Source organism: Treponema sp. UBA785 (assembly GCF_002297065.1).
Classification (GTDB): Bacteria; Spirochaetota; Spirochaetia; order Treponematales; family Treponemataceae; genus Treponema_D.
This window is the reverse complement of record NZ_DBJD01000050.1, coordinates 12,873-26,029: the sequence shown is the minus strand read 5'-3', so window position 1 is coordinate 26,029 and position 13,157 is coordinate 12,873. Positions and strand designations below refer to the sequence as shown.

The window sequence follows — 13,157 nt, the reverse complement described above, 5'->3', positions numbered from 1 at the left end:
TCTAAAAAACTTACGCTCTCTTCAAGTGGATTGCAAATCCGCCAACTTCCTTGTCGAGGTAAACAACCTTGAGCGGAGAAGCGTTGGCTTTGCCTGTCCATTTTTCTGTTCCGGCAACCGGGTTGAAGCCGAACTTTTTGAGGTAAGCGAGCGCGCGTTCTACGTTGTTGCAAACCATTGAGATGTGGCCGTTTGTTCCGCGTCCGTTCTCTTTCATGATTTCAACCTGCTCAGAAGCGAAGATTGAAGAGTTGCCGAATTTTGAAGCGAATCCGAAAAGCTCGAACTGAGCCGCGATTTCTTTAGCCTCAGCCTCGTTCTTTGCGTTGATTCCCATGTGGTCAATGTGGAATCCGTGCATTGCCTTTACAGCGTCTTTGCAGATCTGTGTGATTTCGTCCCATTTCTCGCCTTCGATCAATGGCTTTTTAACCATCCATGTTCCGCCCATGCAGAGAATGTTCTTGCGTTTTGCATATTCAGAAACATTTTCTGTGTTTACGCCGCCTGTCGGCATGAATGTGCACTGCGGGAATGGACCGCCGAAGTCGTCGATGATTTTGTATCCGCCCTTGCGCTCAGCAGGGAAAAGCTTAAGGTGTGTAACGCCCTTGTTGATACAAGCTGTGATTTCTGACGGGTTTGAAATTCCAGGCATTGTTGGAATGTTGTGCGCGATGCACCAGTCAACAACTTCCGGATTGTATCCTGGAGAAACGATGAATTTTGCTCCGGCTTTTACAGCGCGCTCAGCCTGCTCAACGTTGAGGACAGTTCCTGCTCCAACGAGCATATCAGGCTCAGCCTTAATCATTGCTTCAATCGCTTCTGCTGCGCATGCTGTGCGGAATGTAACCTCAGAAGCAGGAAGTCCGCCCTTTACAAGAGCGTGAGCAAGATCAGCCGCCTTGGAAGCGTCTTCGATTGCGACTACTGGAATGATACCAATGTCACGGAATGTGTCATAAACATCTGCCATTTTAGGACCTCTAATTAGATTAAATATAATATCTACAATATAGTGAATTTTGAAACGAGTGTAAACGATAAGAAAAAACTTGCGGCTTTATTCCCAGATGCTTTTGTCAAAATCCGACTCTGCCGCTTTTTCGGCGGTGTCTTCGAGCTCATAGAAAAAGTCTATTCCTGTGCGTTTTTCCACTTCTGCGACTGTTACGGCATAATTAAATATTGTGTCATTGCATTTTTGGTTTGGAAAAATAAATCCGATTGCAGCAATGTTTTTTGCGTCCTCTGGTGTATTTTTGTCTTTTTCGTCCTCATAGAGCGGCGCCAAAATGACTTTGTAGTAATACTCTGGAACGCTTACTTTATTTGCGCCGATTGATTTGTAGCTGCCGGCATTTTTTTCGAGTATTGGACCTGAAACGACATAGACCCGTCCAAATTTTTTTGCCCAGTCTCTGACTGTGGATTCGAGGTCTTTCCAAATTCCGCGGTTAAAGCTTCCGGCCTGGGGGCTCATGTTTGTCATGTAGAAAGTTTCGCTCATGGCTGTTTTGTCGAAGGCGAAGTCGGCCGCAGGAGAAAGGTGCCCGCGGTCGTAGCCCGTTTTTTTGTAGTCGTCTGGAGTCGCGGAGCCTGTTGAAATTTTCGGGTCGGCGCGGAAGTCGTCCGAGCGGCTTGCGTTTTTTACGAGATGCCCGTCTGTAAGGCAGTAGGCGCTCCATTCTGCCTGCTCATAGCTTTCGCGGTAGCACAGTGAATAATATTCGTAGGCGCGGTGCTCGTGATCCTGAACGTTTTTGCCTGTTCCTGCACAGCGCGGTTCTGCCAGATTTTGAGAAAGGTAAATAAAACCGTCTGAGGACGGGGTGGCGGCGGAAGAAGTTTTGTCCGCGGCTTCGTTTTTTGAAGGCGGATTTTTGTCTTCTTGTGTCTGAGGCTCTGCCGGAAGAAATCTTGAAATTGCAGTCTTTGCCTTTTCAATTTTTGGATCTGCGAATTCTCTTACCTGAGGAACTTTTTCGTAAAGAAAAATGCCGAGGACGACAATAAAAATTACTGCTGTAACAATTTTATTGAGTCTGGAATTTCGTCTTTTTCGTGATTTTGAGTTTTTTGCCATAATGCGTGAATAATAGCACGAATTTCCAAAATATAGAAGAAACAAGGGCATATCTGTGATTGGTATTTTCTAAAAACAAAAAATTCAATAAAATTGAAGAAAGATTGAAAATGCGTTTTTGCGCAAGGAATTTGCAATGTCTAATTTAATTTTTCCGGAAGGTTATAAATCTCTGCTTGGTGAAAAGGAAACCGAGCATGCCATTGTCTTGATAAAAGATTTTTTTCAGCTTCAGCTTTCTACCGCCCTTAATTTGACCCGTGTTACGGCGCCTCTTTTTGTTGAAAGCGGAAAAGGCTTGAACGATGATTTGAACGGCGTTGAACGCGCCGTAAAATTTCCTGTAAAAGACATGGGCGACGCCCAGATGGAAATAGTTCATTCTCTTGCAAAATGGAAGCGCGTAAAAGTTACCTCGATGGGGCTTGAGCCAGGTTTTGGCATTTATACGGACATGAATGCAATCCGCGCCGACGAGGAAATGGACAATATTCATTCTCTGTACGTAGACCAATGGGACTGGTGCGCTGCAATTACCGAAGAAGACCGCAACGTTATGTATTTGAAGCAGACTGTAAGAAAAATTTATGACTGCCTTAAACGCACTGAATTTTTTATTTACGACAGATACGATATGATTGAGCCGATTTTGCCTGAGCAGATCCATTTTGTTTTTGCCGATGACTTGCAGAAAATGTATCCGGCTCTAACTCCAAAAGAACGCGAAAATAAAATCTGCCAGGAATATGGCGCTGTGTTCCTTATTGGAATCGGCGGAAAATTGCCTGACGGAACAATTCACGACGGCCGTGCTCCTGACTATGACGACTGGATTACGGAAACTGGAGACGGACACCGCGGCTTGAACGGTGATTTGCTCGTCTGGAATCCTGTCTTAAAGACTTCTTACGAGCTTTCTTCTATGGGAATCCGCGTGAATCCTGAGTCTCTTAAGGCCCAGCTTGAAGAACGAGGATGCCTTGAGCGTTGCAATCTTGAATTCCATAGACGTCTTTTGGCCGGAGAGCTTGTCCAGACTATGGGCGGAGGAATCGGCCAGAGCCGTTTGTGCATGTTCTTTTTGAGAAAAGCCCATATTGGCGAAACTCAGGTAAGCATATGGCCTGAGCAGATGAGAAAAGAGTGCGGCGAGCACGGAATTTATCTGCTTTAGGTGAATTTTCGCACTAGCGCTGGAAGGGGCGCAAAGCGTTGCCGGGCTTTTGCGCGGCAATGAACGTTAGTGAACCCCGGACATAGCGGCGGCTTTAGCCGAAGTGCCAGATTGAACAGATTTTTATGGAAAAAACATTTACTTTTAATTCGCGTCAGCTTGAAACTTCTCTTGCGTCCTTTTCTGAAAAGGGGATTACGGAATTTACCTTGCAGGATTCTGAAATTTTGAGACATAAGGGGCGGCTTTTGAAGTTTTTGCAGGCGGTCAGAAAAAATGCGCCGGATTTGTTTGTTACTCTTCCTGTTGATGCGAAAATTCTTGACATGGACATTTGCAAGGCTTGCGCAGAGTTGAATTGCTCGCTTGATATTGCTCTTGACGGCGAAAATAAAGGCGGAAATTTTCTTTTTGACAAGAAGTTTTTTGCCAGGCGTGCGCAAATGCTCAATACTCTGGGACTTGTCTTTGGCTTTGACCTGAGCTTTGCTTTTCATGAAGGCGACAAGTTAAAATCTTTTTTTGACAGGCTTAATTTTTCGGTGAGCCTGTATCCGAATCACATTGATTTTCCGCAGATTGAAGCTGAGCTTTCGGACAGAAAAAAATTTGAGGCAAAGCCGACAGCCGCTTTTTCAACGCAGGATATAAGGCGTTCTGAAAACATTGCCCGTTCTGCCAGCGTTTTTTATTCGTACGGCCGGGCTGTAACGTGGTTTTTGGCGGTCCTTGCTCCTTTAAAGATCGAGCCTGTAAAATTCTTTGAAGATTTTTTTGAATGGCAGAAGCTGAATAATTACGGGCTTGAAAATGGAATTGAAAAAATTGCCGGATTACATTCTGAAATTGAAAAAATGCAGCTTGAATTTTTAAAATTCAAATATGAAGAAAAAAACAAGGGCCAGCTTTTTGAGGTTGTGAGCAATATTGTGCGTTTGAACGGAGCGTTGAGCCGGTGTTTTGGAGAAGGAGAGGAGAGCATTGTCGAAATGTCTTATAATCCCGATGAAATTTTGAGCGGCCAGGCTATGAACGTGCAGTCTTTTTTTGACAATTCGTTCATGGAATACAGCCGCGTAAAGGTTTTTATGGGAAGCGGCGGCCCGGATTTTAAGTATTGCTAAAATTATTGTAAAAAAACGTATTTTTTTGTTGACGATTAAACCTTGAAATTGTTAATTTTTAAGTATGGACAAGAAAAATCATAAAGCAGAAGAAAAATCTGCTGAAAATCAGAATGAAAAAAAAGCGCAGGACGCCGAAAAAACTGAAGAAAAAGGCTCTCAGCCAGAAGAGGCAAAAACTTCTGGGCAGAAAAATGACGAGCCTGCTGCAAAGACTTCAGAAGAGCGCATTGCAGAGCTTGAGGCGCAGATTGAGCAGATGAAAAAAGATGCCCTTTACAAGGCTGCCGAAAACGACAACTGGCGCAAACGCATGCTGCAGCAGAAAGAGGATGCTGTTGCATACGCAAATGAAAGTCTTTTGAGCGATCTTCTTGACAGTCTTGATAATTTTGACCGTACTCTTGATGCGGCAAAAGACATAAAAGAGGCAAAGCCGATTGTTGACGGCATTAAGCTTACAAACAAATCGCTCGTAAGCATGCTCGAAAACAAATACAATCTGGTTGCTTTTGGAAAGGAAGGTGATGATTTTGATCCTGAGCTCCACGAGGCGATTGGAATGCAGGAAGGCGATGTTAAAAAAGAACAGCTTTTACAGGTATATCTTAAAGGCTACAAGCTTAAGGACAGAGTAATCCGTCATGCAAAGGTGATGGTTATAAAGCCTAAGGCTTAAAAATAAAATTGTAAATATTTTCAAAAGCTGATTCCGTTGATTTTTGAAAAAAATAAATAAAAAATCGGGAATTGGTTTTTCGGAGGCTTAATATGGGAAAGATTATTGGTATTGACCTTGGTACTACAACTTCAGAAGTATCAGTTATGGAAAACGGACAGGCGACTGTCATTCAGAATTCAGAAGGCGGAAGAATTACTCCTTCAATCGTTGGTTTTACTGCGAAAGGCGAGCGCATTGTAGGCCAGGCTGCGAAAAACCAGGCGATTACAAACCCTAAGAATACGGTTTATGAAGTAAAACGTCTTATCGGAAAGCGCTACTCTGACCTTCAGGAAGAAATTAAGCGTGTTCCTTATGAAATCGTTCAGAAAGGTGAAAATGTCGCTGTTGTTGTAACAGACAACGGCCAGAAGAAGGAATATACTCCTCAGGAAATTTCTGCGTTCATCTTGCAGAAAATGAAGAAAACTGCTGAGGATTATCTTGGCGAGACTGTAACAGATGCTGTAATCACAGTTCCTGCTTACTTTAATGATGCCCAGCGTCAGGCTACAAAAGATGCCGGAACTATTGCCGGTCTTAACGTAAAACGTATTATCAACGAGCCTACTGCCGCGGCTCTTGCTTTTGGTCTTAAAGAAGATAAAAACAAGGAAAAAGTTCTTGCAGTAATCGATGAAGGCGGCGGTACTCTCGATGTTACAATCCTTGATATGGCTGACGGCGTATTTGAAGTTAAGGCTACTAACGGTGATACTCATCTTGGTGGCGCAGACTGGGACAATGCTATTGCAGACTGGCTTGTAACTTCATTTAAGGCTGATACAGGAATCGACCTTACAAAAGACCCGATGGCTATGCAGCGTATTAAGGATGCTTCTGAACAGGCAAAAATCGCTCTTTCTAACCAGACAACGACAGATATTAACTTGCCGTTCATCACTGCGGATGCTACAGGTCCAAAGCACTTGCAGAAAACTTTGACACGCGCAGAATTTGAAAGAATGACACAGAGCCTTTGGGACAGAGTTTTGATTCCTTGTCAGAACGCGCTTAAGGATTCTGGATATACAAAAGACCAGATTAACGAGGTTCTTCTTATCGGAGGTTCTTCTCGTATGCCGAAATTCCAGGAAGTTGTAAAGAACTTCTTCGGAAAAGAGCCGTTGAAGGGAATCAACCCGGACGAAGCCGTATCTATGGGTGCTGCTATTCAGGGCGGTGTTCTTGCAGGAGATGTAAAGGATGTTCTTCTTCTCGATGTAACACCTCTTTCTCTTGGAATCGAAACAATGGGCGGAGTTATGACAAAGCTTATTCCAAGAAATACTACAATTCCTACAAAGAAGAGCCAGATTTTCTCTACAGCTGCTGATGGTCAGACAGCGGTTACAATTCACGTATTGCAGGGCGAGCGTGAAATGGCTTCTGAGAACAAGACTCTTGGAAACTTTGACCTTGTTGGTATTCCAGCCGCTCCTCGTGGCGTTCCGCAGATTGAAGTTACATTTGATATTGATGCGAACGGCATTGTTCACGTTTCTGCAAAGGATATGGGAACAGGCAAGGAGCAGCATATTCAGATCACTTCTTCTTCAGGATTGAGCAAGGAAGAAATCGACCGCATGGTAAAAGATGCAGAGGCTCATGCAGATGAAGATAAAAAGCAGCGCGAGGCAGTTGACGTTAAAAACGAGGCTGACAGCTTGGTTTACGCTACTGAAAAGACTCTCAAAGATTTGGGCGACAAGGTAGACGGCGCTGAAAAGCAGAAAGTTGAAGACGCTGTTGCTGAGCTTAAAAAAGCTGTTGAAGGCGGAAATACCGAAGAAATCAAGTCAAAGACCGAGGCTTTGAAGCAGGCTTCTTACAAAATTGCTGAGGAAGTTTACAAGCAGCAGGGTGCGGGCGGTACTCAGGGTTCTGCCGGCGCTAATCCAGGAAGCGGCGCGGGTGCAAATGCTAGTGGAGATGCTGGTGCAAACAATAGCGGTTTTGATAAGGGAACTGCTGACGATGTGGCTTACGAAGTTCACGACGACAAATAAAAAATAAAATGAATGGAGGCTTTGAAGACTTTTAGTTTTTGAAGCCTTCTTGCAAAATAAGGCTGTTAAAACAATATTAAGTAGACAGCTCAAAAATGAATCAGCCGGTGCCGTTTTGACAGGGCTGATTTGTTCTTTTTAAAAGGTTTAGAAAAATGGCTGCAAAACGTGATTATTACGAAGTATTAGGCGTACAAAAAGGTGCTTCTGCTGATGAAATTAAAAAAGCATATAGAAAACTTGCTATAAAATATCATCCAGACAGAAACCCTGGAAATAAAGAGGCAGAGGAAAAATTCAAGGAAGCAACCGAAGCCTACGAAGTTCTTTCTGATGACAAGAAACGTCCGATTTATGATCAGTACGGCTTTGCAGGATTAGACGGAAGCTCGGGATTTGGCGGTGCTGGCGGATTTTCCAGTAGCCATGCATTCCACGATTTTTCTGACCTGTTCGGCGGAATGGGCGGCGGCTTTAGCGATATTTTTGAAGGAATTTTTGGAGGCGGACGCTCTTCTTCAAGAGCTAGAAATCCAAATGCTCCAGAGCAGGGACAGAGCCTGCGCTACGATCTGGACATTTCTTTCAAAGATGCTGTTTACGGAACTAAGGCCGAGATAAAATTCGCCCACAACGAAGCTTGTCCTGACTGCCACGGTTCCGGGGCAGCCGCAGGCGGAAGCAGAAAAACCTGCACAGCCTGCGGTGGAAGCGGTCAGATAAGAAGACAGGCTGGTTTTTTTGCTGTTCAGCAGACTTGTCCTACTTGTCATGGCGCTGGAACTGTAATCGACAAGCCTTGCAGTTCTTGCCATGGAAGCGGAGTTCAGGAAAAATCAAAACGTGTAACCCTTACAATTCCTGCCGGAGTTGATGACGGAAAAAGAATTGCAATCCACGGAGAAGGCGATGCCGGAAAAAACGGCGGACCTGCCGGAGACTTGATTGTTGTGCTTCATGTTGAGCCGCACACTTATTTTGAGCGGAGCGGTCAAGATCTTTACTGCGCTGTTCCTGTTACAATGGTTCAGGCGGCTCTTGGCGAAACAATTTTTATTACGACTTTGGACGGAAAAAAGATTGAATTTAAACTGCCGGCTGGAACTCAGAACGGAAAACTCCTGCGCATAAAAAACGAAGGCGTTCCTGTTTTAAATACAAGCCGAAAAGGAGATCTCTACATAAAAATTTTGGTTCAGGTTTCTTCACGGCTTTCCTCAAAACAGAAGGAACTGCTTGAGGAATTTTCAAAACTGGACAATGCGACGACAAGTCCAAATCCTGTTCCTCGTTCTTCGATTAACAGCTAAAGATGAATTTTTTGCCGGAAGATTACGAAGCTTACCTTGCCCCGGAAACAGACAGGCTTTCCTTTTTGAGAAAATACCTGTCTGACCGTGGCGTGCAGACTTCTGTAATTTATCTGGCAGGAAAAAAGCACATTTACGTAAATTTCCCTTCAAGTTCATATAATCCGCAATTTAAAATAAAAACTCTTATTTCTCATTACGACATTGTTTCTGGAAGTCCTGGAGCAAATGACAACAGTTCTGCAAATTTTGCTCTGGCGGATTTTGCCGTAAAAGTGAACGGATTGGCTTTAAAAGGCAAAGTTTTGAACATCCGCATGTTTTTTACAGATGGAGAAGAACTTGGAGAGGGCGGCGTGAGCGGGCAGGGCTCTTTTGCGCTGGCAGAGCTTTTTAAAAAACTCGGAATTGAAAATGATGATGTTTTTGTCTTTGATTCAGTCGGCCGGGGAACAGTTCCTGTTCTTGCAAGGGCTGGACTTGATGTTTTAATGAACTTAAAAAAAAACAGGCCTTTTGTAAAACGCTTTGCTTCGCTTTTTGAGAGGACTCAAAACATTTTGAGGGAAGCAAGTCCTCAAAAATGGATGACTTTGCCGGTTCCTTACAGCGACAATGCCGGTTTTTTAGCCTGTGGAATTCCTGCCGTGGCGATTACTATGCTTCCGAAAGAAGAGGCTTCTTTGTATTGTCTTGAACTTATGAAAGACAAAAATCTTGAAAAAACGGTTATGAACGCAAAGCTCAGCGAAAATGCGGATTTTGCATTTAAATACCGCGAAAAAATGCCTTTGACATGGCGGCTTTTTCATACCGAATATGACAATTATTTGAGCCTGACTCCTGAAAGTTTTAAAATAATTGAAAAAATTCTCGAAAAACTTTTGCCTTTATATGTCTGAATATTTCGTCTCTATTGCATAAAGTTGCATAAAACACTAGAGTATTTTGTATAAATATACAGTTTACCGTGCATTTTTTTGTACGGACGGGAGAAATAAAATGGCAAAAGATAAGGTTGTTCTTGCTTATTCTGGTGGATTGGATACAACGGTTATCATTCCTTGGCTTAAAGAAAATTATGACTACGATGTTATCGCTGTGTGTATTGATGTTGGCCAGTGCGATGACTGGGAGCACATTAAGGCTCGTGCCCTCAAAACTGGCGCTTCTGCCTGCTACGTTGTAGATGCACGTCAGGAATATATTGAAGAATATATCTGGCCGGCTCTCAAGGCAAATGCTGTTTACGAGGATGAATATCTTTTGGGAACTTCAACTGCCCGTCCTTTAATTGGAAAAATTCTTGTTGAGTATGCAAGGCAGGAAGGCGCTGTGGCAATTTGCCACGGTGCGACAGGAAAAGGAAATGACCAGGTCCGCTTTGAGCTTGCAATCAAGGCTTTTGCTCCTGACTTGAAGGTTATTGCCGCCTGGCGCGACCCGAAATGGAATATGGACAGCCGCGAAGCAGAAATCAAATTTTTGGAAGACCGCGGACTTGAAGTTCCAATGAAAAAAGACCAGTCATATTCCCGCGACGAGAACATCTGGCACATCAGCCACGAAGGACTTGAGCTTGAAAAAACTTCAAACGAGCCAAACTACAAGCATATGCTCAAAAATACAGTTGTTCCGGAAGAGGCGGGCGACGGAGAATACGTTACAATCGAATGGGAAAAAGGAATTCCTGTAAGCTTGAACGGCAAAAAAATGAACGGTCTTGAGCTTATGCTCGAGCTCAACAAAATTGCCGGAAGAAACGGAGTCGGAATTGCCGACATCTGCGAAAACCGCTGCGTTGGAATGAAGAGCCGCGGAGTCTACGAGACTCCAGCCGGAACAGTTCTCTACTTTGCTCACAGAATGATGGATCATATCTGCCTTGACCGCGATACTTACCACTACAAGCAGCAGGTTGCTCTCCGCCTTGCAGAGCTTATTTACGACGGAAAAGTTTTCACACCGCTGTATGACGCTTTGATGGCGTTTGTTGACTCAACCCAGCAGACCGTAACAGGCTGGACAAAAGTAAAGCTCGTAAAGGGAATGGTTCGCGCCGCAGGCTCAGACTCAAAATACAGCCTTTACAACGAAAATATCGCTTCATTTACAACAGGCGAACTTTACGACCATAAGGACGCACAGGGCTTTATTACCTTGTTCGGCTTGCCTCTTAAAGTGCGCGCGATGATGGAGCAGAGTGTTGGCGAAGGCCGGGCAATTGCGGAAAGCAAAAGCCTTAAAAAACGCCCGACAGAGTAATAGTTTTTAACAAGAAACGTCCTGGAATTTTGTTTTCGGGACGTTTTTTTTGTTTTGGAGCGCAATCCGCAGTCTAGCCGGCTCTTGCTGCAAGTCCTCCTTCGCGTGCTCAGTCCGGTCTTTCCGCGACGATCCGGGCTAAGTTTTTTTTGAAAAACATCATTTTTTTTATTTTTTTGTAAAATTCTTGCCATAAAATCTTTTCGATAAAATTAACCAAAAATTAACGCTATTTATATAAAAATTTAATCAGCCTTTTTTAGACTCGGTTTTATACAAACAGCTGATTTATACAAACAGCTGAGTTTTTTTGAGGGTGATATGGCCGAAAATAATGTTTCTGTTTCTAAAAGAGATTTTTGTCCGGAAGATATTCCTTCTGAATGTTATGTAAACCGTGAGCTTTCGTGGCTTTCTTTTAACGAGCGGGTTCTGGACGAAGCCGGAAATCCTTCTGTTCCGATTGCCGAAAGGCTTTCATTTGTTTCGATTTTTCAGAGCAATCTTGACGAATTTTTTATGGTTCGGGTTGGTTCTCTCCGTGTTCAGGAAGAAAACGCCTTTAATGCCTGCGACAACAAAACAAAAATGACGGCTTCAGATCAGATTGCCGCAATTCTCCTTCGCGTAAAGGAACTTGAAATAAAAAAGGCAAAAATCTATGAGCAGCTTATGGGTGAGCTTGAAGTTCAAGGAATTCGCCTGATAAATTTTAATAAACTTTCTGACGAAGAGGGAAAAATCCTTGAGCAGTATTTTGACACTTGCATTTCTCCTTTTTTAAGCCCAATGATTGTCGGAAAACAGCAGCCTTTCCCGTTTCTTGCAAATAAGGAACTGAATGCGGTTGTCTTGCTTTCCAATAAAAACGGCAAAAACAGGATGGGAATTGTTCCCTGCACAAATACTATTTTTAAAAGACTGATAGAAATTCCTTCTCGTCCGGGAACTTTTATGCTTTGTGAGGAGCTGATTCTTCATTTCGTCACAAAACTTTTTACACGCTATTCAATTCGCGAAAAAGCCGTTGTAAGAATCACGAGAAACGCCGATATTGACGAGCATGACGCGATTGACGAAGATCTTGATTACAGAAATTTTATGGAAGATTTGATTAAGCAGCGCAAAAGAATGAGTCCTGTCCGCCTTGAGCTTAGCCGGAAAATAAATCCGCAGGCTAGAAGCGAGCTTGCAAAATTCGTAAAGATTTCGGAAGACGCGATAATTGATTCTGGAACTCCTCTTGATATGAAATTCGTTTTTCAGCTTCGGGAATATCTTCACGGCAAAAATGAGCTTTTCTACCGCCGGCGCCTGCCTCGTCCTTCCCGCGACATTGATATGCGCAAGAGAATAATTCCTCAAATAGAAAAAAAAGACGTTCTTTTATTCTATCCATTTGAAAATATGAAGCCGTTTTTGGGACTTTTGCACGAAGCAGCCGGCGACGAAAGCGTTGTTTCCATAAAGATTACGCTTTACCGCCTGGCAGACAAGAGCAAAATTGTCGAAGCTCTGGTTGAAGCTGCAGAAAACGGAAAGGAAGTTGTCGTTCTTGTCGAGCTCCGCGCAAGGTTTGACGAAGCGAACAATATTGAGATTTCGCGTGTTCTTGAGGATTCTGGCTGCCGGGTTATTTACGGTCTTGGTGAATATAAAGTTCACTCAAAGCTGTGCCTTATTACAAGAAACACAGGAAACGGAATTTCCTATATTACTCAGATTGGAACAGGAAACTACAACGAAAAAACGGCAGAGCTTTACACCGATTTTTCGCTTTTGACGGCAAATTCTGCAATCGGAAGCGATGCGGCGAAAGTTTTTAAGAATTTTCTTCTTGGCGAAGTTGTTGAAAGCGCTTCCTGTCTGCTTGTTGCGCCAAAATGCTTTCAGAGCAAGATTCTTGAATTTATTCATGAGGAAATTCAAAAAAAAGCAGAAGGAAAAGAAGCCTATATCGGAATAAAAATAAATTCGCTTACAGATAAGCCTATAATCGATGCCTTGATCGAGGCGTCGCGGGCCGGTGTAAAAATCGACATGTGCGTTAGAGGAATTTGCTGTCTTATTCCTGGAATTGCTGGCTGGACAGAAAATATTCGTATAGTGAGCATTGTAGGACGATATTTGGAACATTCGAGAATCTACTGGTTTGGAAAAGGCGAGGACGAAAAAGTTTTTATTGGTTCGGCGGATTTTATGACAAGAAACATGGTGCGCAGGGTTGAAGTTGGAGTGCCGGTTCTGAGCAAAAATTTGCGGACGAGAATAAAGAAAATTTTTGAAATCGAAATGAATGATACGGAAAAGGGCCGGGTTCTTGATTCTCATGGAATTTACGAAAAGCGAAACACAGAAATCGGCGGAAAGAAAAAATCTGTGAAACTTCTTAATTCGCAGGAATTCTTTTTTGACCAGGCATACAAGGTTGCAAGGAGTGTAAAATAAAAACAGCCGAAAATGGC

The 13,157-nt window shown here is 43.3% G+C and carries 10 protein-coding genes; 8 read left to right on the top strand and 2 right to left on the bottom strand.

Annotated elements, in window-relative coordinates:
* Positions 1-10: 10 nt before the first annotated feature.
* Together B2X33_RS04000 and B2X33_RS03995 are read right to left on the bottom strand one after the other, a co-directional pair.
* Positions 11-979, bottom strand: a complete 969-nt coding sequence (locus B2X33_RS04000) for a bifunctional 4-hydroxy-2-oxoglutarate aldolase/2-dehydro-3-deoxy-phosphogluconate aldolase (protein ID WP_296022658.1) — start codon at positions 977-979, stop codon at positions 11-13.
* 87 nt (positions 980-1,066) lie between these two features.
* A complete protein-coding gene (locus B2X33_RS03995) occupies positions 1,067-2,089 on the bottom strand; it encodes a DNA/RNA non-specific endonuclease (RefSeq protein ID WP_296667817.1) in 1,023 nt (340 codons plus the stop codon).
* Positions 2,090-2,225: 136 nt separating this feature from the next.
* On the opposite strand from B2X33_RS03995, the gene asnA reads away from it, so the two are divergent.
* From asnA to ppk1, 8 genes are all read left to right on the top strand, one after another.
* Positions 2,226-3,263: an aspartate--ammonia ligase gene (gene asnA, locus B2X33_RS03990; protein WP_296667815.1), complete on the top strand. Its 1,038-nt coding sequence runs from the start codon at positions 2,226-2,228 to the stop codon at positions 3,261-3,263.
* Positions 3,264-3,388: 125 nt separating this feature from the next.
* Complete coding sequence (locus B2X33_RS03985; protein ID WP_296667813.1) at positions 3,389-4,387, top strand: hypothetical protein; 999 nt, start codon at positions 3,389-3,391, stop codon at positions 4,385-4,387.
* Between the two features lie 64 nt (positions 4,388-4,451).
* Positions 4,452-5,066: a nucleotide exchange factor GrpE gene (locus tag B2X33_RS03980; RefSeq protein WP_296667811.1), complete on the top strand. Its 615-nt coding sequence runs from the start codon at positions 4,452-4,454 to the stop codon at positions 5,064-5,066.
* A 92-nt stretch (positions 5,067-5,158) separates the two neighbouring features.
* A complete protein-coding gene (gene dnaK / locus B2X33_RS03975; protein WP_296667809.1) occupies positions 5,159-7,117 on the top strand; it encodes a molecular chaperone DnaK in 1,959 nt (652 codons plus the stop codon).
* A 155-nt stretch (positions 7,118-7,272) separates the two neighbouring features.
* The gene (dnaJ, locus tag B2X33_RS03970) at positions 7,273-8,427 is read left to right on the top strand and encodes a molecular chaperone DnaJ (RefSeq protein ID WP_296667807.1); all 1,155 of its coding nucleotides are present in this window, start codon (positions 7,273-7,275) and stop codon (positions 8,425-8,427) included.
* A 2-nt stretch (positions 8,428-8,429) separates the two neighbouring features.
* On the top strand, positions 8,430-9,329 hold the full coding sequence (locus B2X33_RS03965; RefSeq protein WP_296022665.1) for a M28 family peptidase: 900 nt from the start codon (positions 8,430-8,432) through the stop codon (positions 9,327-9,329).
* A gap of 100 nt (positions 9,330-9,429) precedes the next feature.
* On the top strand, positions 9,430-10,692 hold the full coding sequence (locus B2X33_RS03960; RefSeq protein WP_296667805.1) for an argininosuccinate synthase: 1,263 nt from the start codon (positions 9,430-9,432) through the stop codon (positions 10,690-10,692).
* Positions 10,693-11,013: 321 nt separating this feature from the next.
* Entirely contained in the window at positions 11,014-13,140 is a 2,127-nt protein-coding gene (gene ppk1 / locus B2X33_RS03955; RefSeq protein WP_296667803.1) for a polyphosphate kinase 1, read from the top strand.
* The last annotated feature ends 17 nt before the right edge of the window (positions 13,141-13,157 follow it).